Source organism: Salipiger sp. ABN3_019 (genome assembly GCF_056158605.1).
The window spans coordinates 925,561-948,580 of the sequence record NZ_JBSWTP010000010.1 but is presented as its reverse complement, the minus strand read 5'-3'; the positions used below and the strand labels follow the sequence as shown (position 1 = coordinate 948,580).

18 protein-coding genes are annotated in these 23,020 nt (G+C 64.8%); 5 read left to right on the top strand and 13 right to left on the bottom strand.

The window, feature by feature from the left end:
- The first annotated feature begins 36 nt into the window (after nt 1–36).
- From ACXAD2_RS26455 to ACXAD2_RS26440, 4 genes are read left to right on the top strand one after another with little or no spacing between them, the layout of a single operon-like run.
- Nucleotides 37–1,191: an ABC transporter substrate-binding protein gene (locus tag ACXAD2_RS26455; protein WP_224903756.1), complete on the top strand. Its 1,155-nt coding sequence runs from the start codon at nt 37–39 to the stop codon at nt 1,189–1,191.
- Between the two features lie 21 nt (nt 1,192–1,212).
- Entirely contained in the window at nt 1,213–2,070 is an 858-nt protein-coding gene (locus tag ACXAD2_RS26450; protein ID WP_475177232.1) for an ABC transporter permease, read from the top strand.
- 16 nt (nt 2,071–2,086) lie between these two features.
- A complete protein-coding gene (locus tag ACXAD2_RS26445) occupies nt 2,087–2,893 on the top strand; it encodes an ABC transporter permease (protein WP_224903753.1) in 807 nt (268 codons plus the stop codon).
- Between the two features lie 22 nt (nt 2,894–2,915).
- Entirely contained in the window at nt 2,916–3,671 is a 756-nt protein-coding gene (locus tag ACXAD2_RS26440; RefSeq protein WP_475177230.1) for an SDR family NAD(P)-dependent oxidoreductase, read from the top strand.
- Between the two features lie 45 nt (nt 3,672–3,716).
- On the opposite strand, the gene ACXAD2_RS26435 is transcribed toward ACXAD2_RS26440, so the two are convergent.
- The 4 genes from ACXAD2_RS26435 to ACXAD2_RS26420 form a co-directional block, all read right to left on the bottom strand.
- Complete coding sequence (locus tag ACXAD2_RS26435; protein ID WP_475177227.1) at nt 3,717–4,166, bottom strand: hypothetical protein; 450 nt, start codon at nt 4,164–4,166, stop codon at nt 3,717–3,719.
- Between the two features lie 116 nt (nt 4,167–4,282).
- Nucleotides 4,283–5,641 carry an efflux transporter outer membrane subunit gene (locus tag ACXAD2_RS26430; RefSeq protein ID WP_475177224.1) on the bottom strand — a complete coding sequence of 453 codons (1,359 nt, stop codon included), beginning with the start codon at nt 5,639–5,641 and terminating at the stop codon, nt 4,283–4,285.
- A complete protein-coding gene (locus tag ACXAD2_RS26425; protein WP_475177221.1) occupies nt 5,638–8,742 on the bottom strand; it encodes an efflux RND transporter permease subunit in 3,105 nt (1,034 codons plus the stop codon). The genes ACXAD2_RS26430 and ACXAD2_RS26425 overlap by 4 nt, the downstream gene beginning before the upstream one ends.
- Before the next feature lie 10 nt (nt 8,743–8,752).
- Nucleotides 8,753–9,919 carry an efflux RND transporter periplasmic adaptor subunit gene (locus tag ACXAD2_RS26420; protein WP_475177220.1) on the bottom strand — a complete coding sequence of 389 codons (1,167 nt, stop codon included), beginning with the start codon at nt 9,917–9,919 and terminating at the stop codon, nt 8,753–8,755.
- A gap of 272 nt (nt 9,920–10,191) precedes the next feature.
- On the opposite strand from ACXAD2_RS26420, the gene ACXAD2_RS26415 reads away from it, so the two are divergent.
- Nucleotides 10,192–10,845 carry a TetR/AcrR family transcriptional regulator gene (locus ACXAD2_RS26415; protein WP_475177218.1) on the top strand — a complete coding sequence of 218 codons (654 nt, stop codon included), beginning with the start codon at nt 10,192–10,194 and terminating at the stop codon, nt 10,843–10,845.
- A gap of 68 nt (nt 10,846–10,913) precedes the next feature.
- Here ACXAD2_RS26415 and ACXAD2_RS26410 read toward each other — a convergent pair whose 3' ends face one another.
- The 9 genes from ACXAD2_RS26410 to ACXAD2_RS26370 form a co-directional block, all read right to left on the bottom strand.
- Nucleotides 10,914–12,419, bottom strand: a complete 1,506-nt coding sequence (locus ACXAD2_RS26410) for a DUF2235 domain-containing protein (RefSeq protein ID WP_475177215.1) — start codon at nt 12,417–12,419, stop codon at nt 10,914–10,916.
- A 234-nt stretch (nt 12,420–12,653) separates the two neighbouring features.
- Nucleotides 12,654–13,466 (bottom strand): restriction endonuclease, encoded by an 813-nt coding sequence (locus ACXAD2_RS26405; protein ID WP_224903737.1) that lies wholly within the window; start codon nt 13,464–13,466, stop codon nt 12,654–12,656.
- Between the two features lie 207 nt (nt 13,467–13,673).
- The gene (locus ACXAD2_RS26400) at nt 13,674–14,033 is read right to left on the bottom strand and encodes a response regulator (RefSeq protein WP_157374299.1); all 360 of its coding nucleotides are present in this window, start codon (nt 14,031–14,033) and stop codon (nt 13,674–13,676) included.
- A 343-nt stretch (nt 14,034–14,376) separates the two neighbouring features.
- Nucleotides 14,377–17,166: a bifunctional aconitate hydratase 2/2-methylisocitrate dehydratase gene (locus tag ACXAD2_RS26395; RefSeq protein WP_475177212.1), complete on the bottom strand. Its 2,790-nt coding sequence runs from the start codon at nt 17,164–17,166 to the stop codon at nt 14,377–14,379.
- A 455-nt stretch (nt 17,167–17,621) separates the two neighbouring features.
- Complete coding sequence (locus ACXAD2_RS26390; RefSeq protein ID WP_475177209.1) at nt 17,622–19,208, bottom strand: arylsulfatase; 1,587 nt, start codon at nt 19,206–19,208, stop codon at nt 17,622–17,624.
- A gap of 191 nt (nt 19,209–19,399) precedes the next feature.
- Entirely contained in the window at nt 19,400–20,893 is a 1,494-nt protein-coding gene (locus ACXAD2_RS26385; RefSeq protein WP_475177207.1) for a tripartite tricarboxylate transporter permease, read from the bottom strand.
- A 9-nt stretch (nt 20,894–20,902) separates the two neighbouring features.
- Entirely contained in the window at nt 20,903–21,538 is a 636-nt protein-coding gene (locus ACXAD2_RS26380) for a tripartite tricarboxylate transporter TctB family protein (RefSeq protein WP_164181411.1), read from the bottom strand.
- The gene (locus tag ACXAD2_RS26375; RefSeq protein ID WP_475177205.1) at nt 21,531–22,469 is read right to left on the bottom strand and encodes a tripartite tricarboxylate transporter substrate binding protein; all 939 of its coding nucleotides are present in this window, start codon (nt 22,467–22,469) and stop codon (nt 21,531–21,533) included. Before ACXAD2_RS26375 ends, ACXAD2_RS26380 begins: the two co-directional genes overlap by 8 nt.
- A gap of 34 nt (nt 22,470–22,503) precedes the next feature.
- A complete protein-coding gene (locus ACXAD2_RS26370) occupies nt 22,504–23,019 on the bottom strand; it encodes a hypothetical protein (RefSeq protein ID WP_475177204.1) in 516 nt (171 codons plus the stop codon).
- Nucleotide 23,020: the final 1 nt, after the last annotated feature.

Below are 23,020 nucleotides of genomic sequence, written 5' to 3'. Positions count from 1 at the left end.
TTTAGATAAGTCAAAGTCCAACAAGGGAAAATCGAGATGAAAGACGATAATACGCCGATCTCGCGCAAGGCGTTCATGGAAGAGCTGCGGCGCTATCAGAAGGGCTCGGTCACGCGCCGGCACTTCCTTGGTGTGACCGGTCTCGGCACCGCCGCAGCGGTCATGGGCGGCGCCATGCCGGGGCTTCTGCCGAGCCGCGCCCGTGCGCAGGACATCGGCGACCGGGTGGTGCTGGCGACTTGGCCGAACTACCACGACCCCGCTGATTTCGACATGTTTACCGATAAGACCGGTGCCTATACGCAGGTCAACGTTTTCGGCTCGAACGAGGAGATGCTGGCGAAGATTCAGGCTGGCGGCTCGGGCTGGGACGTGTTCGTTCCCACTAACTACGCCATCCCGACCTATGTCGAAGCCGATCTCATCGAGCCGCTCGATCTGTCGAAAATCCCCAATTACGACGCGGCGGCTTTTGACAAGCGCTTCTCGGATGCGGGCACCATCGACGGCGTCGTCTACGGTGTGCCGAAGAACTGGGGCACCACCGGCATCGCCTTCAACGCCGATAAGACCGGCGGCGTGGTCGACAGCTGGAAAGCCTTCTTCGACGGCGCCCGCGACGCGTGGGATGGCCGGGTGATGGTGCATGACTACCAGCTCACCACCATCGGCAACGCCCTGTGCTACCACGGGTTCTCGTTCAACTCGGTGGACCCCGAGGAACTGGCGCAGGCCGAGAAGCTGCTGATCGACGTGAAGCCGCATCTCTATGCCATCTCCTCGGACTACCAGCCCGCGATGCGCAACGGCGATGCGTGGCTGACCATGTGCTGGACCGGCGACGGCAAGCAGATGAACACCGACATGCCCGAGATCGGTTTTGCGCTGGCCAAGGAAGGCGGCGAGATCTGGTCGGATTATTACGCCATCCCCAAGGACGCGCCCCACAAGGAAGCAGCCTATGCGCTGATCAACTTCCTGCTCGATCCGGAAGTGAACGCCCGCGAAGCGCTCGCCCATGGCTATCCGGTCGCCGACAGCCGCACCAATGCGCTGCTGCCCGAGGATCTGCTGAACGATCCGATCATCTACCCGGCCGCAGAGGCGCTGAGCCCGCTGGAATTCGGCGCGGCGGTGACCCTGACCGACCCGAACCGTGCCGAGCTGATGGCGCGCTTCAAGTCGGCGTAAAACCAAAGACGGAGACGGACGATGGCCATGACCCAATCGAGGGCGCGAGCGCTGCTGCTGACACCGGCAGGGCTGTGGTATGCGGCGATGCTGCTGCTGCCGCTGGCTGTCGTCCTGATCTTCTCTTTCGGCGAGCGCAGCGCCATTGGCGGCTACGCTCCCGGCTTTACCTTCGAGCAATACGCCAACCTGCCGGCGCGTTTCGCGGCCTTCCGCAACACCCTCACCCTCGCGCCGGTGGGAACCATCGCGGCTTTGCTCATCGCCTATCCGCTGGCCTATTTCCTTGCGGTGAAGGTGAGCCCGAAATGGAAGACCATGCTGCTGGTGCTGGTGATCGTGCCGTTCTGGACTTCGATCCTCATCCGCTCTTACGCGTGGATCTTCCTGCTCGGCGGCAAGGGCATCCCGGCGCTGCTCGAGGCCATCGGCTTTGACGATGTGCGGCTGCTCAACACTCCCTTCGCGGTGCTGGTGGGCATCGTCTATGGCTATCTGCCGCTGATGGTTTTCCCGATCTACGTGGCGCTGGAGAAGCTCGACAAGCGGCTGCTGGAGGCCGCCGCCGATCTGGGGACGCCGCCGTGGCGCGCGTTTCTGCAAATCACCCTGCCGCTGTCGATGCCCGGCGTTCTGACCGGCTCGATGCTGGTGTTCATCCTGCTCATGGGCGAGTTCCTGATCCCGGCGATCCTTGGCGGCGGCAAAGTGTTCTTTGTCGGCAACGCGCTGGTCGATCTCTTCCTGCAGTCGCGCAACTGGGCCTTTGGCTCGGCGGTGGCGGTGGCGCTGGTGGTGATCATGCTGATCACCGTCGGCATCTACACCCGCCTCGTGAAGCGTTTCGGCGCCAGCCGCGACGACGTCGGCCTGATGTGAGCCCCCGGAGACCCTGATGAGACTCTACGCTTTGGCGGTCTACGCCTTTCTCTACCTGCCGATCGGCATCATCGCGCTGTTCTCCTTCTCGGCGGGGCGCTCGGCCTCGCAGATGCAGGGGTTCTCGCTGCAATGGTACGGGCGGGCGCTGAACAACCCTTTCGTGATGGAGGCGCTCTGGACCTCGGTGCGCGTCGCCTTTCTGTCGGCGCTGCTGGCGACGGTGGTGGGCACGATGGCGGCGCTGGCGCTGACCGGGATGCGCGGACGCACGCGCAAGGTCTTTGACCTCTTGGTGCAGATCGCGGTGATGATCCCCGGCATCGTCATCGGCATTGCAACGCTGATTGCGCTGGTCTCGGTGTTCGATCTGGTGAACCCCTGGCTCGAGGCCCTGACCGGCTGGAAACTGTCGCTGGGCACGGGCTCGCTGATCGGCGCGCATGGGCTTTTCACCATGTCGCTTGTGGTGCTGCTGGTGCGCGGGCGGATGGAGACGCTGGACGGCGCGCTGATCGAGGCCTCTGGCGATCTTGGCGCGACGCCGATGGGCACCTTCTGGCAGGTGACCTTCCCGCAGATCCTGCCGGCGATCCTTGCCGGCTTCCTACTCGCCTTCACCTTCAGCTTCGATGATTTCATCATCGCCTTCTTCGTCGCGGGCGCGGAGACCACGCTGCCGATCTACGTCTTTTCGTCGATCCGCCGCGGCGTGACGCCCGAGATCAACGCGATCGGCACGATGGTCATGGCGGCCTCGCTGCTCATGCTGATCGTCGCGCAGGTGCTGCTGCGGCGCTCGCAGGCGCAAGCCCGCCCCTAATTCAGAACTTCAGGAGATACCCATGCTGAAAGATCGTGTCGCATTGGTGACCGCCGCCGGATCGGGGATCGGGCGCGCTGGTGCCGTGGCCATGGCCCGCGAGGGCGCCTATGTGGTGGTGACCGACCTGCGGGGCGCCTTGGCCGCCGAGACGCTGGCCGAGATCGAACGCATCGGTGGGCGCGGCGAGGCGCTGGAGCTCGATGTGCGCGACGATGCGGCGGTCGAGGGGGTGATTGACCGGGTGGCGAAGGACCACGGAAGGCTCGACGTGCTGCACAGCCACGCGGGCATTCAGATCGAGGGCAAGGTCGAAGACGTCAGCCCGTCGCAGATGGATGCGGCATGGGCGCTGAACGTGCGGGCGCATTTTGTCGCCTCGCGCGCGGTGATCCCGCATATGCGTGCGCAGGGCGGCGGGTCGGTGATCATCACCGCGTCGAACTCGGGCTGCCAATACGATCGTGGCATGGTCTCCTACGCCACCACCAAACATGCCGCCGTGGCGATGGTGAAGCAGATGGCGGTGGATTACGCGCGCGAGAAGATCCGCTTCAACGCGCTTTGTCCGGGCTTTGTCGACACGCCCTTCAACTTGGGGTTCGAAAAGCAGATGGGCGGGCGCGCGGCGCTGGAGAGCTATGTCGCCGACACCATTCCCATGGGCCGCTGGGCCAGCACCGAGGAGATCGCCGAGGGCATTCTCTACCTCGCCTCCGACCGGTCGGCCTTTGTCACCGGGCTGGCGCTGGTGATCGACGGCGGCGAGATTCTCTGATCCGGCGCGGCCCGTTTGGGGCCGCACCGGTGTGTGTCTGCGCGATCAGTTCAGCAGCTCTGCCACCGCGCCAACCACGGCGAGAATTTCGCGCGTGTCGTCATCGACGCGGTAAAGCTGGCCGTCCTTCTTGTAGTAGCTGACGCCGCGCTCTTGGCTGAGACCATGCGCCTTGGGGTCCGAGATCTTCTCGCCCCCGTCGAAATGCGCGCCGCGCGCCATCTTGGCTGAAGGTTGCGGGGCGGAGGATTTCGCGCTCGCCTGTTTGGCGGTGGGGCTGGCCTGCTGGGCGGGGGCTTTGGCCTGCTGCTGCTTGCCCTGCTGAGTGCCTTGCTGCTGACCCTTCTGGGCCTGAGCGCCATGACCGTTTGCCGGGGCGCTGCAGGTGGCTTTGGAACCACCGGCGTTGCAATCCTTGCCCTGTGCGCTGGCGATACCTGCGGGCAGCGCGATCATGGCCGCGCCGATGAGGCCGAGGGTGAAGTTGCGCAACATATGTCTTTCTCCTTCATGGGTTGGAGGTTCTACGGACAGTCCCTGGCTTTCCGTCGCCTCCGATTGAGTTTTTTCCCCTTGGCGCCCAAAAGTGATCTCTTCCGGACGCCCACCTGTTAGCTGCCGCCGGTCGCGCTCACGCCTGCGCCTGCGCCGATGGCGATCTGCAGCGTCGCCCATTCCTTGGCTGCGTCATTGCGGGCCGAGGCGGCGCTGATCCGTGCCGAGGCGGCGGACCGGTCGGTATCCAGAAGATCGAGCAGGGTGATCGCCCCGCCACGATAATTGTCCCGCGCCAGCCCCAGCGCCCGCTCGTAGGAGGCGGCAGAGGTCTGTAGCGCATTGGACTTTTGCCGGTAGAGGCTGAGGTTGGACTGCGCCACCTGCACGTCCTCGACCGCGCCGCGCACCGAAGAGCGCCAGTCGATCTCGGCCTGCCGCGCCTCCGCGATGGCCGCGTCGCGCTTGGCCGAAAGCAACCCCTGATTGAGTAGCGGCAGCGACAGGGCGGGGCCGAAGCTCCAGCTGCTGGTGCCGGAGGTGACGCCAAGATCGCCGCTGAGGGTCAGCGAGGGCAGGCGGTCGGCCTCGGCCACGCCCACATCGGCGACGGCGGCCTGCAAAAGCTGCTCGTAGTAGCGCACGTCGGGACGGTTGCGCAGCAGATCGGCGGGCACGCCGGTTGCGCCGCCCGCAGGGGTGCGCAGCTGCGGCGCGCCCTTTTGCATCTGCGCCATGAGCGGGCCGGCGGGCTCGTTCAGCAGCGTCGCGAGGGCGAAGACATTGGCGTTGAACTGCGCGTGGTAGCCCGGCAGATCGGCGCGCGCGGCATCCAGCAGCGCCTGCGCTTGGGCGAGGTTATACTCGGTCTCGGCTCCGGCATCATATTGGTCCTGGGTGACGCGCACCGTCTCGACCCGGCTGTTGATCGTATCGCGCGAGAGCGCCAGCGCCTGCTGGTAGTAGCGCGCATCGGAATAGGCGGCGACGAGATCGGCCAGCCATGCCAGCCGCGCCTGCTGCAGGTCGGAACGGGCCGCCGATAGATCGGCGGCGGCGGCCTGCTGCTCGCGCCGGATGCCGCCGAACATGTCGAGCACCAGCGAGGCGCTGAGATCGGAGGCGGAGGCGGTGCTGATCGCGCTCGCCTCGCCGCCGCTGCGGGTGCGCGACGCATCCAGCGCGCCGTCGAGCGCGGCATTGACCCCGGTGGCGCGCAGATTGGCCTCGGCCTGCCGGATGCGCTCGCGCGCGGCGGCGACATCAAGGTTCTGGCTCAGTCCGCGGGCGATAAGATCGCTCAGCATCGGGTCGCGGTAGTCCTGCCACCACGCCTTGGCCGCGACCTGTGCCACTGGGCCACTGGTGCCGCCGACGAAGTCTTGCTGAAGCGCCATCTGCGGGCGCTCATACTCGGGCCCCACCGCCGCGCAGCCCGCGGCCAGCAGCAGAGGGAGCAGCTTCACCACGTTCATTGCGCGGTCTCCTTTCGTTTGAATTTACCCACCAGCAGCATCACGGCGACGTAGAACACCGGCACCATCACGATCCCGAAGAGCGCCGAGAAGGTGATGCCGCCCAGCATGCCGATGCCGATGGAGTTCTGCGCGTTGGCTCCGGCACCGGTGGCGATGGCCAGCGGCAGGATGCCCAGCATGAACGCCAGCGTGGTCATCATGATCGGGCGCAGACGCTGCTTGGCTGCCACCAGCGTGGCCTCAAGCAGGCTCTGGCCGTCTTTGCGCAGCCCTTCGGCGAACTCGACGATCAGGATGGCGTTGCGCGCGGCTAGGCCGATCGTGGTCAGCATGCCGACCTTGAAGTAGACGTCGTTCGATTGGCCAAAGACCTGCGCGGCGATGAGCGCGCCGAGGATGCCGACGGGCACCGAGAGCATCACCGCAAACGGCACGGTCCAGCTTTCGTAAAGCGCGGCGAGGCAGAGGAAGACCACCAGCGCCGAAAGCGAATAGAGCATCGGCTCTTGGTTGCCCGAGACCTGCTCTTGCAGCGACAGGCCGACCCAAGCGGCGCTGTAATTGCCCGGCAGATCGGCGACCAGTTCTTCCATCTTGGCCATGCCGTCGCCGCTCGAGACGCCGGTGACCACATCGCCGGTGATCTCGATGGCATTGGTGCCCCCGTAGCGGCCAAGGCTTGCGGCGGTCTGGTCCCAGCTCTGGTCGATGAAGGCCCCAAAGGGCACCATCTCGTCGTCGCTGTTGCGGGCGAACCATTTGGTGATGTCGTCCGGCTGCATGCGGAACTCGGTGTCGCCCTGCACGATGACCTCGCGCAGCTTGTCGTTTAGGGTGAAGTCATTGACGTAACTTCCCGCAAAGATTGTGGAAAGCATCGCGTTGACCTGCGAGATCGTAAGCCCGAAGGCCTGCGCCTTCTGCCGGTCGATATCGAGTTGCATCGAGGTCTTGGAGGCGGCGTCATTGCCGCGCAGCCCGGTCAGAATGCCGGTCTCCTGCGCTTCCGCGACCAGCGTGTCGGCGGCCTCATGCAGCGCCTCGGTGCCATTGCCGCCATCGTCGACGAGATACATGTCGAAGCCCGAGGACGAGCCCATGCCCTGAATGGCGGGCGGCTGCATGAAGATGATCTGCCCCATGCTGTTGCCGCCGAAATGCATGTTGGCGGCCATGGCGATATCGCCTGCGGCGGTGCCCTCGCGCTCTTCGAAGTCCTTGAGGCGGATGAACATCATGGCGTTGTTCTGGCCCGAGCCGCCGAAGCTGAAGCCCACCGCCGCGAAGACCGCGTCGACGTTGTCGGACTGGTCGTTGAGCATGTAGGCCTCGACCTGCTCGACCGCCTGTTCGGTCTGCACGCGGGTGGCGTTGTCGGGCAGTTGCACCATGGCCATCAGCACGCCCTGATCTTCGGTCGGCACGAAGGAAGAGGGCAGCGAGGTGTAGACATAGCCCGCGCCAAAGCCCACTGCGATCAGCACGATGAACATGCGGAAGGGGCGGCGGACGAGGCGGCTCACCGCGCCGGTGTAGCCGGAGGTGACGCCGCCGACGCCGCGGTTGAACCAGCGCGCAGGGGCAAAGCGCGCCTCGCCGTGGCTGGGTTTGAGCAGGCTGGCGCACATGGCCGGGGTGAGGATCAGCGCCACGAAGAGCGACAGGACCATGGCCGAGATGATGGTGACCGAGAACTGCCGGTAGATGATGCCGGTGGAGCCGGACATGAAGGCCATGGGCAGGAACACCGCCGAGAGCACCAACACGATGCCCACCAGCGCGCCTGAGATCTCATCCATGCTCTTTTCGGTGGCTTCCACCGGGTCGAGCTTTTCCTCTTCCATGATCCGCTCGACGTTCTCGACCACCACGATGGCGTCATCGACCAGCAGGCCAATGGCCAGCACGAGCGCGAACATGGTCAGCGTGTTGATCGACATGCCAAAGACCGCGAGGATCCCGAAGGTGCCAAGCAGAACGATGGGCACGGCGATGGTCGGGATCAGCGTTGCGCGCCAGCTTTGCAAGAAGATCAGGATCACCAGAAAGACCAGCACGATGGCTTCGCCGAGCGTGTGGTAGACCTGATGGATCGACTCCTCGACAAAGGGCGAGGTGTCATAGGGGTAGGCCACCGTGACGCCTTCGGGCAGGGCGGAGGCAAGCTTGTCGATGGTCGCCCGCACCGCCGCGGCGGTCTCTACCGCATTGGCGCCGGTGGCGAGGTTGACGCCGAAACCGGCGGCGGGGTGGCCGTTGAACCGCGAGCTGGAGCCGAGGTCTTCGGAGTTGATCTCGATGCGGGAGACATCGCCAAGGTAGACGGTAGAGCCATCCTCGGCGGTGGTGAGCGCGATCTGCTCGAACTCCGGCACGCTGGCGAGTTGCGACTGCGCATTGAGCGGCACGGTGATCTGCTGCCCCGTCGCGGCAGGCAGATCACCCAGCGAGCCAACGGTGACGTTGCTGTTCTGGTCCGAGACCGCATCGGTCACATCATTCGCCGTCAGCCCGTATTTGTAGAGCTTGTCGGGATCGAGCCAGATGCGCATGGCATAGGGCGCCGAGAAGGAGTTGATCGAGCCCACGCCGTCGGTGCGCTGCACCGGGTCCTTGATGGTGCGGTCGAGGATGTCGCCAAGCTCGGTCTGGTCATAGCTGCCGTCCTCGGACACCAGCGCGCCGACCAGCAGGATCGACGAGGTGGAGCGGGTGACGCTGACACCGGTGCTGGTCACCGCTTCGGGCAGCGAGGATTGCACCAGCTGCAGCTTGTTCTGCACCTGCACCTGCGCCATGTCGGGATCGACCGTCTCGTCGAACACCAGCGAGATCGACGAACTGCCCGACGAGGAGGTCGAGGTCATATAGGTCAGCCCGTCGAGCCCGGTGAGCCCGTCCTCGATCACCGAGGTGACCGAGTTGGCGACCGTGGTCGAGGTGGCGCCGGAGTAACTGGCCGAGATGCGCACGGTGGTCGGCGCGATCTGAGGGTATTGCGAGATCGGCAGGCTGCTCAGGCCGAACCAGCCCGCCAGCATGACGATGATCGCCAGCACCCAGGCAAAGACCGGGCGGTGAATGAAAAATCTGGCCATTGGGGTCTGCCTATTCGCTCTCGTTGGCCGCGGTCTGCAGCGGCTGCACCAGCCCGTTCTCGTCAAGCTGCGACGGCACCGGCGCGACGGCGGTGCCCGCGGCCATGGTCTTCTGCCCGTCGAGGATCAGTTGCTGGCCTTCTTCGAGGCCCTCGGTGACGATCCAGCTGTTCTGATAGCTGCCCGTGGTGGTCAGAGTGACCTGCTTGGCGGTGCCTTCGTCCCCGACCACGAAGGCGGTGAGATCGCCATTGCTGGCGCGCTGCGCGGCGCGCTGCGGCACGAGGAAGGCCTTGGAGGTGCCAAGCTCGACCGTGCCGCGCAGGAACATGCCGGGGAGGATCTTGTTGTCGGGGTTCTCGAACTTGAAGCGCACGCTGACGGTGCCTGTGGTGGTCGAGACGGTGGTGCTGGGCGACACGAAGCTGCCCGAGCCGGTGTAGACCTGCCCGTCTTCCAGCCTCAGCTTGGCGTCGAGCGCGGCATTGGGGGTAAGCGTGCCGTTCTCGATCCGGCTGCGCACCTCCAAAAGCCGCGAGGAGGGCTGCAGCATGTCCACATAGATCGGATCGAGCCGCGTGACGGTGGTCATCGCATCCGATTGGCCCGAGGTCACCAGATCGCCCACCGAGACGTCGGCCACATCGGCAAAGCCTTCGATCGGGCTTTGTACCGTGGTCCACGACAGCTGGGTCTGGGCGTAATCGAGCGCCGCCTGCGCGGCATCGAGCGCGGCTTTGGCCGAGGCAAGCTCGGACTGCGCGCTTTCGATCTCGGCTTGGGTATAGCCCTTGTCCTTGAGCTTTACCGCGCGGTCGTAGGCGGCCTGTTTCACCGGCAGATTGGCCTGCGCCTCGGCCAGATCGGCGGCGTCAGAGGCGGCGGTGGCGGCATAGGCGGCATCATCAAGCTGGAACAGCGGATCGCCCACCTTCAGCGGGGTGCCGGGGGTGTAGAGGATCTTGGTGATCACCCCATCGACCCGCGGGCGGACGTCCACCTGCTCGAAGGCCACCGCGCGTCCGGGAAGGTCGAGCGTTTGGGGCACGTCCTGCAGCGTCATCTCAAGCACACCCACCTGCATCGGCTGGGATTGGCCCTGCGCCGATTGCGCGGCAGCCGGCCCCGCGCAGACAAGCGCGAGCAGGGCGGCAGAGGCGAGGCGGCGGGGAATCATGCGCGCGCTCCCAGAGGGTCGGGACGGGTTGCGGAAACTGTCATCATCGGTCATCCATTCAATCGCCAGCAGGGCATGGGGCAGCGTGCGGTCACGCCTTCCGCGCCCGCCGGAGCGGAGTCCGGCGCCGGGTTCAGTCATTAGGTCGAGAGACGGGGCAGGGCACGGCTGCGCCGATGACCTTCCGTCAGTGGTCGCTTTGACACTTATAGTAATTAGAATTACTGTAAATGGTGCGAAGCGAGGAGATCGCGGTTTTGTGAGGGAATGACATGACTTCGGAGGGAAAGAAAGATCAGAGCACTAGCCCGGCCCCCCGCAAGGGGCGCCCCAAGGCGGCGGATGACGCGCAGCGCCGCAAGCACCTCATTGATGTGACGACCGCGCTGTTTCTGGAGCATGGCTATCAGGGGGTGACCATGTCGAAGATCGCGGCGGCGGCGCATGTGTCGCTGAACACGGTCTACCGGGTGTTCCCCAGCAAACCCGATCTTTTTGCCGCGCTGGTCGGTGAGCACCGCCGCAGCATGGTGGATCTGCCGGGCGATTACGACGATCTGCCCATTGCCGAGGCGCTCGAGCGGATCTTCTTCGTGAACCTCGACGCGGCGGCAGAGCAGCGGCGGTTCGGGATGGCGCAGATGCTGGTGGCGGAGGCGGAGCGCTCGCCGGAGTTGGGCGCGGTGTTTCTGGGAGAAGGGCCGGAGTATACGCGCAAGCTGCTTACGGACTGGCTGACGCGGCAGCGCGATTTGGGACGGATCGAGGTCACGGACGCTGGAACCGTTGCCAAGATGCTGATGGATATTGCCTTTGGCGCGCCGGGCTCTCGTCGCAGGGGCGCGCCAGCGTGGGACGCGATCGTGGATCGGAATACGCATCTGAAAACCTGCTTCGCCATCGTCGCCCGCGGCATGGCGGCTTAGGCGGCGCAGTCGTCTCCCTAGGATTTTCGGGCCAAGATCATCCGGCCGAGATCATCGGGCCGAGATCATCACGCCGAAACCGTCAGGCGCACCTTCCCCTTGTTGTTGGCGTAGGCGTACCAGACGTCATTGGCGAAACAGTAAAGATAGCCGCTGGTCTTGGGGGTGATGCGCGCCTTGGAGCCGATGCGGAACACCTCATGCGGGCAAAGCTCCTTGGTCTGCGCGTGCACGCCGGTGCCGCTGGCGATCACACCTACAAGGCAGAACCACGGCAGATCCTGCTCGCGCCGGGCCAGCGGGATGGTGGCATTGGGGTTCTTGGTGCTCTCGCGGCGGCGGCGCTGATACCAGTCGAAGGGAGAGACCAGCGCATAGGCGAGGTGAAACCCAGCCGGCGCGCCGTCGGGGCTGCATTTGATCTTGCCGTCGAGCCATTCGCCGCGCGCCGTGAAGTCATGGGTCACGCCCGCCTGTAGATAGATGCCGCTATAGTTCCACTGCTCGCGCGCATAGACGTTGAGCGTGTCGCTCTGGCCGGGTTGCAGGCTGCGTGTCTCCCAATAGCCCGGTTGCACCAGCGGCGGCGTCGCCTGCCGCTGGCGGACGCTGTCATGCACCTCGGTCCTGTTGGTGTCGATGTCCGGCACGCTGCGCGGGCGGGTCTTGAGGTAGGTGAAGAGCGAGTTCTTCGTGGAATCATGCAGTTGACCAAGGTGGTTCCCGGCAAGCTGAGCGAAGGCAGAGGCGCGGAAGGCGGCACCATGGGGCTGCGCCTCGTCGATCATCCAGCGCAGTGTGATGTCGCCAAGCGCCCGGTCCGCATAGCCGCCGCCGACGTCGCCGTGCACCCCGGTGAACCATGTCTGCACCACGTCGCTTTCGCCCGGATCGTGGCTGGTCCAGAGCGTTGGGGCAAAGCTGCGGCGGCGTTCATCCACGGCGATTGCATGGCGCGCCACGGCAACCTGAGGGCCAAGCTCGGTGTCGTGGAACTGGTACTTCTTGCGGTTGTCGAGCACGTTGATGAGGAACTCATCGGGGATCCCCAGCGCCCCCACCGTGTCCCAGACCCCCATGAAGCCGATTTTGACATCGGCGATCCGCTCGAAGCTGCTGTTGCTCCACTTCTTGCCCGGGCCCAGAGAACGATAGGCCTTATAGGCGGCATCGACCCGGCGCCATTTCTCGGCTTCGGTGATATCGTCGCCCGGAAAGGCGAGCAGCCCGCATTTGCCGATCACCCCCGCCAGGCTGCGCACCGCAAAGGCACCGCGGGAAAAGCCGAAAAGGAAAATCTTGTCCGACGGCAGGTAGTTCTCGGACAGCCAGTGATAGGCGCTCTTGATGTCGTCATCGAGGCCGACGCCGAGCCCGCCGCCCTTGAGCCGTGTCCAGAGCCCGCCGGAACTGCCGACGCCGGGGCGGTAGTAGGTCTTTTGCGGGGTGCCATCGGCGTCGAGCGGGGCCAGCGCGGAGTGTATCTTGACCACATTGGTGGGCGAGGGCCTGCCGTTTTCCTCTTGGCTTGGGGTGTTCCAAGTGCCGTCGCAGCAGACGATCAGATTGGCCATGGCAAACTCCAGCGGCTGAAATCAATGCGCTGCGCCAGACAACGGGAGGTCGGCGCTGCTGAATGCAATGGGTCGCTGTGCGGGCAGTCCGAGCGCGGCCCGGCGGTAATTCAATGCGCCGATACTAACGCAACGTATGGCGATGCGACAAATGCTTGGTTCACCTCTAGAGGGTGCCGCGCCTTTCGCCGCGCGGCCCCCAGTGCGGTGGCGAACTTTTGGCGTTTGCGCCGCTTACATTGCCCAGGCTTCGGTGAACCCTTCGACGCCGAACTCGCGGTCGATCGTCGGCAGGTCGTGCGGGCTCAGCAGCAGAACGCCGGTCGTGGCGGCAAGGCGGCGCGCGCTTGGCGTGAACCCCGCCGTGGCAAGCACCGCCGCCCCGGCGAGCCCATAGTAGTTCTTGCCGGTGAACGCCTCTTGGATGGCCTTGTTGCCGACCGGAGAATTGTAACGTTTGACCTGCAGGCCGATGACCAGCGCGCCCTTGCGCGCGACGATGTCGATGCCCTGATCATAGCCGCGTTTGGTGACATCGGCGTCCCAGCCGAAATGCCGCAATTGCGCCGCGCACCAATGCTCGAACTCGGCGGGATCGCTCGGGTAATCCTCGGCGTCAAAGCCGCCGTCCTTGGCCTCGCTTTCGATCCGTTCTACCTCGGCCAGCACGTAGTCGACCACCGCGGGCTCGATCCGGTGATAGTCGAAAGACAGGTCGATACTGTCGAGAAATTCCAGCGCGATCTCGTGCCGTTCGTCGGCGATCACCCGGTTGTAGTCGTTCTTTTTGACCGCCAGCCGCAGGTTGCGCGACAGGGCGGCGGAATGCGCTTCCACATGGCGGGTCAACTCGCGGCGCTTGGCGGGGCTGAGCGCGAGGCCAAGCGCCTTGAACACCAGCACCAGCACCGTGAGATAGCCAAAGCCGATGAGCGGCAGAGCCCGCGTCGTGGCGACCGAGGCTTCGAGCGCGTAATAGGCATAGCCTATGCAGACCAGCGCCAGAAAGGTCACGGCGCCAAGGATCGTTTCGTATTCTTTTCTCATTCGCTGCCGCCTCGGTGCGTTGTTTTCCCTTAGTCTAGCTTGAGGGGAACATTTCGGCAACATGTGACGTGAGAGTCGGCGCGTAAGCGCTTATCACAATGGTATGAATCTGGTTTGTGCCATGTCCTGCGCACTTGTTTTGTCTGCGGATAGCAAAAGGCCCAGAGCAACGCTCCGGGCCTTCGTGTCGTCACGTGGCGGCTGGTTTCAGGCCGCGATGGCGTCGTCGATGGTCGTGAAGAACTCGCCGCGCGTGAAGGGCATGGTCAGGATGCCGCTGGCGCCGAGGCCCTTGGCGAGCAGCGTCGTCGCGACCTTGGCGTAGCGGTTCAGCACGACGATCGGCTGGCGGTCGTTGCGCGCGCGCAGATCGCGCAGGAACGAAAAACCGTCCTGATCGGGCAGGTCGGGGTCCATCATCACCAGATCGTATTGGCCGCTTTCGATCAGCGGGCGGGCGTCATCGGCGGTGGCGGTCTGGAAGGCGGCGTGGCCGCCCTCGGAAAGAATGCGATCCAGCGCGCGGCGCTGGTCGTGGTCTGGCAGGAGCAGAAGGATCCGGGCCATGCTGATCGCCTCATCTGTTGGTTTCGACAGCCCAAAGATGCGGTCGCAGAGGCTTTCGCTCAACCGAGTCGTCCAGAGGTTTACGCTACGTCCACGGGGATAACTGCGGGGGAAGTGTGGGGGAATTGCGGGGGCGAAATTTAGGCCGCTTTGGCGCGCTACGGGGGCGCCGCCGATGCGTTACGGGGCCGCGTAGCCCGGCCTTACGCAAAACGGCACCCGCTTTGGCGGCGCACCCGGCGGGGGAAATCCCTGAACCTGAAGCGCGCCCCGAAGCGGGTGCCGTCTGTCTGTGTGGCCTGCGGGCGGCTCAGGGACGCCCGCAGAAGACCGCTTTTGGCGATCAGAAGTGGACCGAGCGCGCGGTGCCCGGCACCTCTTGCGGCGGCGCGAATTTGGTCAGGTCGATGCCTTCGACAGCCGACTTGTACTCATCCGCGTTGGGCGTGCGGCCAAGGATCGCCGAAAGCACCACCACCGGCGTCGAGGCCAGAAGGCTTTCGCCCTTCTTCTCGGCGGAGTCTTCCACCACGCGGCCTTGGAACAGGCGGGTGGAGGTGGCGAGAACGGTGTCGCCCTTGGCGGCCTTTTCCTGGTTGCCCATGCAGAGGTTACAGCCCGGACGCTCGAGGTAGAGGATGTTCTCATACTCGGTGCGGTTCTGGGTCTTCGGGAACAGATCGTCGAACTCGAAGCCCGAGTACTTCTGCAGGATTTCCCAGTCGCCCTCTTCCTTCAGCTCGTCGATGATGTTGTAGGTCGGCGCGGCCACCACGAGCGGTGCCTTGAACTCGACCTTGCCCTGCGATTTCTCGAGGTTCTTCAGCATCTGCGCGACGATCTTCATGTCGCCCTTGTGCACCATGCACGAGCCGACAAAGCCCAAGTCCACCTTCTTTTCGGCCCCGTAGTACGAGATCGGGCGGATGGTGTCGTGGGTGTAGCGGCGCGACGGGTCGGCGTTGTTGACGTCCGGGTCGGCGATCATCGGCTCGTCGATCAGGTCGAGATCGACGACCACTTCGGCGAAATACTTGGCGTTGGCATCCGGGGTCAGCGCGGGCTTCTCGCCCGAACGGATCTCGGCGATGCGCTTGTCGGCCTTGGCGATCAGACCTGCGAGCGTGCCCGCCGCGTTGTCCATGCCCTTGTCGATCATCACCTGAATGCGGTGCTTGGCCAGTTCCAGCGAGCCGATCAGCGTCTCATCGTTGGAGATACAGATCGAGGCCTTGGCCTTCATCTCTGCGGTCCAGTCGGTGAAGGTGAAGGCTTGGTCCGCCAGCAGGGTGCCGATGTGCACTTCGATGACGCGGCCCTGGAAGACGTTGTCGCCGTGCTGCTGAAGCATTTGCGCCTGGGTGGCGTGCACCACGTCGCGGAAGTCCATGTGATCGGCCATCTTGCCCTTGAAGGTCACCTTCACGAACTCGGGGATCGGCATGGTCGCCTCGCCGGTCGCCAGCGCCAGCGCCACGGTGCCGCTATCCGCACCAAAGGCCACGCCTTTGGACATGCGGGTGTGGCTGTCGCCGCCGATGATCACGTCCCAATCGTCCACGGTGATGTCGTTCAGCACCTTGTGGATCACGTCGGTCATCGCGTGATAATGGTCCTTCGGGTCACGCGCGGTGATCAGGCCGAAGTCGTTCATGAACTTCATCAGGCGCGGGATGTTGGCCTGTGCCTTCTTGTCCCAGACCGAGGCGGTGTGACAGCCGGACTGATAGGCGCCATCAACGGTGGGCGAGATGACCGTGGCGGCCATCGCTTCCAGTTCCTGCGAGGTCATCAGGCCGGTGGTGTCCTGCGAGCCCACGATGTTGACCTTCACGCGCACGTCCGAACCGGCGTGCAGGGTCTTGCCCGAGGTCACGCCGAGTGCGTTGCGGTTGAAGATCTTCTCGACGGCGGTGAGGCCCTGACCTTCGATCGAGACCTCTTTCGAGGGCGCGTAGACCGGGGTCGGCTCGACGCCGAGTGTCTCAGCGGCGAAGGTCTGCAGTTTCTTGCCGAAGACCACGGCGTAGGAGCTGCCGGCCTTCATGAATTCGACCTTCTGCGGGGTGAAGGCAGAGGCGACGTCGGCCAGTTCCTTGCCATTCTCGTCGAGCAGCTTCTTGTTCTGGGTGTCGATCTTCAGCACGGTGCCGGTGGCGACCGAGTATTTCTGCTCGAGCACCGGGTTGCCGTCATTGTTGAGGATCGGCTTGCCCTCGGCGTCGACTTTCTTGACCCAGTTCTTCAGGTCGAGACCGATGCCGCCGGTCACGCCGACAGTGGTCAGGAAGATCGGCGAGATGCCGTTGGTGCCCGCGACGACCGGAGCGATGTTGACGAAGGGCACATAGGGGCTGGCTTTCTTGCCGGTCCAGAGCGCCACGTTGTTGACGCCTGACATCCGCGACGAGCCCACGCCCATGGTGCCCTTCTCGGCGATCAGCATCACGCGCTTGTCGGGGTGCTGTGCCTGCAGGTCCTGAATTTCTTTCTGCGCTTCGGGCGAGATCATGCACTTGCCGTGCAACTCGCGGTCCGAACGCGAGTGCGCCTGATTGCCCGGCGACAGAAGGTCGGTCGAGATGTCGCCTTCGGCGGCGATATAGGTGACGATCTTCACCTCTTCGTCGACGTCGGGCAGCTTGGTGAAGAATTCAGCCTTCGCGTAGCTTTCCAGCACATCCTTGGCCACGGCGTTGCCAGCCTTGTAGGCGCTCTCGAGGCGCTCCATGTCGGCCTCATAGAGGAAGACCTGCGTTTTCAGCACGTCGGCGGCCTGCGCAGCAATCGCGGCGTCATCCCCAAGCGCGAGGTCGAGCAGCACTTCCACCGAGGGGCCGCCCTTCATATGCGACAGCAGCTCGAAAGCGAACTCGGGGGTGATTTCCGCAACCACGGTCTCGCCGAGGATGATCTTCTTGAGGAAGGCGGCCTTCACGCCTGCGGCGCTCGTGGTGCCGGGCAGGGTGTTGTAGATGAAGAACTCGAGCGAGTCCTTGCGGTGCTCGTTGCCCTCGTCCTCGATCTGCGAGATCAGCTCTGCGACCAGTGCGCCGTCGTCGATCGGCTTGGGGTGCAGCCCCTCGCCCTTGCGCGTTTCGATTTCCTGCAAGTAATCGGTGTACAAGCTCATGACGGTTCCTGCGACTGGTGTTTGGCAAAGCTGCAGCGCCGAAGGGTCTGATCTGGTTCGGCGAGCGGCGGCGGGCTTATTGTATGCGCCAGTATACCAATCCCCCGGAAGCATCAAGATCCCAGACGTGGACAATCTGTCCGACCCAGCGACAGGAAGGGTCTGCGCCTTATCCATGGGCGCGCCGATCGCTGGGATGATGGCATGCGGAAGCAGGGCAACACAAGGGCTTGGGAGCAGTGCCTCATGCTTGCGATCGTTTCTGACTGCGGAGGGTGGGTTGAGGCAAGAGCGGCATGTTCCAGCCGATGTCGTGCCGCAATGCTTCAAATTTTCGGCTTAGCGCCTGACTGCAGCGACCCTTCCGGCGCTGATCTTTGCTGACCCGCGGCGCGGAGGTTCAGGTTCGGGCGCACCGGAGGGCAGGGCGCGTCTCCGCGCCCTGCCGTGTCTGCTTATTGCATCGCGTTGTCGAGGAAGTCCGCGACCACATTCGACATGTCGAAGGAGGCGCCGCCCTGCACCGGCGGGTATTCCGCCAGTGTCTGCAGGTGCTGGCCCATCAGCACGCTCATCGGCTGCATCAGCCACGAGACCTTCTGCATCAGGTGACCATAGGCATCGGTGCTGCTGTAGCTTTCGAACGGGTCCATCCGAATGTTGAAGACCAGCGGCGCGGTGCGCGCTTCGAGGCTGTCGTAATAGTCTTCCTTGGTGGAGAAGTGGAACTTCCACGGGCCCATCCGCACGGCGGTCAGCTTGCTTTCATAGTAGTGGAAGATATGCGTGCGGCGCGAGGCATCTTCTTCGCCCATCCAGTACGGCAGGTTATCCACCCCGTCGATGTACTGCTGCTTTTCTTCCATGACCTCGGCAGCCACATCCTCGATCCCGGCGGCGGCGGCCAGCGAGGTGAACATGTCCTGATGGCCCTGAATGCCGTTGAGGATTTTGCCCTCGGGCAGGTGGCCCGGCCAGCGGATCATCGAGGGCACGCGGATGCCGCCTTCGTAGGTGGTCATCTTCTCGCCGCGGAACGGCGAGGTACCACCATGCGGCCACGAATTGTGCTCGGGGCCGTTGTCGGTCGAGTACCAGACGATGGTGTTGTCAGCGAGGCCCTGCTCTTCGAGCCAGTCGAGCACAACCCCGATGTCATGGTCATGCTGCAGCATGCCCGAGCCGTAGAAATCGGCCTCGGAGGTATATTGCTCGGCCGCATAACGCCATTCGTCGTTGAGACGGGTGTAGAGGTGCATACGGCTGGTGTTAAGCCAGACGAAGAAGGGCTCGCCCGCCTCCTTGGCCCCCAGCATGAAGTCCTGCGCCAGCGGGATCACCTCGGCCATGTCAAAGTCCTTCATCCGCTCTTGGGTCAGCGGACCGGTGTCCTCGATGGTCTGCATGCCGATCTTGCCAAAGCGCGGCTGCTCGGTGGGATCGTCGGTCTCGGAGGCAAAGGAGTGGATCACCCCGCGCGTGCCGAACTGCGCCTCATAGTCTTCCAGCGAACCCGAGAAGGCCTTGCCGAAGTTCTGATAGTCGCGCTGCTCGGCTTCTTCTTGGGTGTTGAGGTGGTAGAGGTTGCCGAAGAACTCGTCGAAGCCGTGCACCGTCGGCAGGTGCTCGTTGCGGTCGCCAAGGTGGTTCTTGCCGAAATGCCCGGTGCGGTAGCCGATCTGCTTGAGCTCTTCGGCGAGCGTGGGCGAGGCGGCCTGCAGGCCAAGCGCAGAGCCCGGCTGGCCCACCGTCGTCATGCCCGAGCGGATCGGGTATTGCCCGGTGATGAAGGCGGCGCGGCCTGCGGTACAGCTTGGCTGCGCGTAGTGATCGGTGAAGCGGATGCCCTCCATCGCGATGCGGTCGATATTGGGCGTGGTGTAGCCCATGGTGCCCATCCCGTAGGACGACAGGTTCGACCAGCCGATGTCATCACCCCAGATAACGAGGATGTTCGGCTTCTCGGTCTGCTCCTGCGCCAATGCGGCCCCTGTCAGCCCAGTGAAGGCTAGGGGGATCGCCAGAATATACGGCCTCAACATCACTTTTCTCCCGTACGTCAATTGCTTGGAAACCAAATAGTGCGGCGACCCTAGCACACGCTCTGAGAAAGTCATCCCTCAACCATTTGTGATCTGGCGTTTTCTTGTCGCAGGGTCAGGCCGCGGATGGGACGGGAAATCGCTCTGCTTTTGTGCGGCGCGCAGGACAAGACCCGCGCGCCGCAAATGGGTCAGGCTTCTGCCGTTTCCGCGCGTTCCAGTGCCTGCCGGCGCAGCGAGGCGAGATGCCCCACCACCAGCGCAAGGATGGCGAGGCCGAGGAAGGCGGCCACCGGGCGCTGGAAGAAATCGGCAAAGACCTCGACCCGCGCCATGGCCGGGCGGAACTTCGTCTCCATGATCCCGCCCAGCACCAGCCCGAGGATGATCGGCACCGGCGGCAGGTCCTGCCGCTTGAGGATCAGCCCGATCCAGCCAAAGACCGCCGCGATGATGCAATCGGTGATCGAGTTGCGCAGGCTGTAGACGCCGACAAAGCTCAGCGTCAGGATCATCACCCCCAGAAAGCGCGTCGGAATGCGGATGATCTTCAGCAGCAGGTTCGACGAGACCATCATGAACAGCACCACGATCACGTTGAGCAGGATCATCGCCGCATAAAGCGCGTAGACGAAATCGATCTGCCCCTGAAAGAGCTGCGGGCCGGGGATCACATTGTGCACGTAGAACACCGACAGCATCATGGCGGTGAGCGCCTCGCCGGGGATGCCGAGCGCCAAAAGCGGGATCATCGCCGCGGCGGGCACGGCGTTATTGGCCGCCTCCGAGGCGACGAGCCCCTCTTCGCTGCCGTTGCCAAAGGCGTCGGGGGCTTTCGAGGTTTTCTGCGCGTAGGTGTAGCTCAGGAATTGCGCGGTAAACTCGCCGACGCCGGGGATCATCCCCATCAGCACGCCGAACCCCGTGCCCGCCGCGACCAGCCGCTTGTGGCGGAAGGTACGGCCGATGGCGCGCGCCATCGAGCCCTTGATCGGCTTGGCATCGGGCGCGTCCTCTGGGCCCGAGAGCAGCAGGAAGGCTTGGCTCAGCGCGAAGAGCCCCAGCACCACGACGATCAGGTCGAAACCCGAGGCCAGCCAAGGCTGATCGAAGGTGAAGCGCTGGGTGTATTTGAGCGGCTCCAGCCCCACGGTCCCCAGAAAGACACCGAAGCCCGCCAGCATGCCCGCCGCCAGCGCCTGCCCGCGGTGCGCGATGACCACCAGCACGAGGCCAAGGAGGGCGGCGAGGAAGATCTCCTTCGAGCCAAACATCGGCGCGACCTTGGCCAGCACCGGCGAGAGCAAGATCAGCGCGAGGATCGACAGGATGCCGCTGCCGAAGGAGGCGCCATAGGCCAGCCCCAGCGCCTTCAGCGCCTCGCCGCGTTTGGTCATCGGGTGGCCGTCGTAGGTGGTCAGCGCATTGACCGCCGTGCCGGGCGTGTTGATCAGGATCGCCGGCAGCGCACCGCCGAACATCGACGAGCCGTAGATGCCGAGCAGCATGACCAGCCCCACGAGCGGTGGCAGGGCAAAGGTGGCGGGCAGCAGGATGGCGATGGCCACGGCGGGGCCGACGCCGGGGATGGCGCCGATGATGACGCCGCCGACCGAGCCGATCAGCAGGGCCAGCAGCACGTCGAGATGCATCAGCATACCGATGCCGGAAAGGAGCATGTCCATGGCGGGGCCTCAGAAACGGGTCATCAGGAAGGAGCGGAAATCGCCCGCAGGCAGCAGCTCGTAGATCGCGCCCGACGGGATGTTCACCCCCAGCAGGCTGCGGAAGACGAGCACGGTGCCAAGCGCAAAAAGTGCCGCCAGCCCCATCCAGCGCAGCGAGCGGTAGCCGAGCCGCCAGCTCAGCGCGCAGGTGAACAGGGCGGTTGCCAGCAGGTATCCGGCCCACGGCACGAGCTGCACATAGGCAAGGAACCATGCCGCGAATTCCAGCGGGCGCAGCCAGCCCTTGATCTCCTGCCATGCGCCGCCCGAGGGGTGCGCGGCGAGCGCGCGCAGCAAGTATCCGGCGGAAAAGACCAGCATGGTAAGGGTCGCCACCGCGGGCCAGAAGCGCGGCTGAACGAAGGCTTTGGTGCGCGGCAGCCAGTCGGTCTGGAACGGCAGCAGCAGCAGAAGGATCAGCGACAGGCCGAAGAACCCGGCGGCAAAGATCACCTCGCCCGGCCCGGCGGCACGGCGCGGCGCGCCGGTGACCTGCCGCAGGCTGATGGTGCGCAGCACGCGCTGAAAGCGCGTGCCGGTGCGCTGGCCCGGGCGTGGAGGAATGTCCACGCCCGGCACCGGTTTGGCGATCGGGTCACTCATCGAGAAGCTCGGCGATCTTCGCCCGCGCGGCCATATCCGCCTCGAGCTGCGCTTGCAATTCCTCGGCGTCTTGCCAGTAGATCAGCGCCCCGGTGTCAGCGGCGAGCTTCTTGGCGGCGTCCGAAGCCATGACCTTCTCGGCCACGGCGGCGATCTTGTCGCGCGCCTCCTGCGGCACGTCCGACTTCACGAAAAGCCCGTTCCACAGCGCGAGGTTCAGTTCGGGCACCACTTCGCCCACGGTCGGCGTGTCGGGGGTGAGCGGGATGCGCTCGGAGCCGATGGAGGCGAGCACCTTGATGTCATCAAGGCAGGGGAAGACCTGCTGCAGCGTGGTGTTCATCACGTCCACATCGCCCGAGGCCAGCGTGTTGCAGTCGAGCGCGTCGAAGGCGCTCTCGTAGGCGAAGTCGAAGCCCTTGGCCTGCGCCACGGCAAAGGTGATCTGCGTCGGGGTCAGCATGGATCCGAAGTGTCCAAGCGCGACGTCGTTTTCCTTGGCGTAATCGGCCAGCTCGTCCAGCGACGAATAGGGCGCGTCACCCGAGGTGGCGATGACGAACGGGTAGGTGACAAAGATGCCGATCGGCTCGAAGGGGTTCGGCGAAAGCTGCGGGATGCCGATCTCGGGGCCCGACAGCGGCACGTCCGACACGAAAGAGCCGATGGTGTAGCCGTCCGCCGCGGCGCCTGCGACTTCCACAGCGCCGGGGAAGGGGCCACCGCCGCCACCGGGCTTGTTCACCACCGCGGCGGCAACGCCGTATTCGCTCTGGAATTCGTCGGCGATCATCCGGGTCAGGATGTCTTCGAGATCGCCGGGCGGGAAGGGAATGACGAACTCCACCGGCTTTTCGGGGTATTCGGCGAGGGCGGCGACGGGGAGGGCCGCAAGGACGCCGGTGAGGGCGAGAGGGGCAATGCGTGTCATGTCTGTCTCCTGTTGGATCGTTGGTTTTTCTTCTTCAGGTGAGGCCCACGCCCATACCGGCGGTGGCCAAGGTCATTGGCGCGATCTCGCCCAGTCGGGCGAGGTCACGGCGCAGCAGCGCGCGCAGGCTCAGCAGCAGGCCAAAGCCCGCATAGAGCGCCAGCGCCAGCGCGGCGCCCTGCAGGTAGAGGTCCAGCCCCGGCGTCGGCAGGCGGGTGAGGCCCTGCGCCGTGAGCAGCGGGATGGCTCCGCTGGCGCAAAGCGCGCTGCCGTTGAGGACAAAGAGCGCCCCCAGCACCAGCGCCATCACGAGGTTCGAGGCGGCGCGATGCGCGCAGAGCGCAGGCGCCGCGCCGCGTGCGGCCAGCGGCACCAGCGCCAGCAATCCCGCCGCTCCCAGCATCAGCCCCGGCGTGCCGCCCGCCATGGCAAGCGCCATGGCCAGCAGCGAGGCCAGCGCCGCGCCGCGCTGCGCCCGGTCAGCCCCGGCCATGCAGGCCAGCGTGCCGAGCGCCGCGAGGGCCAGCAGGGAGAGGTGCCAGCCGGACAAG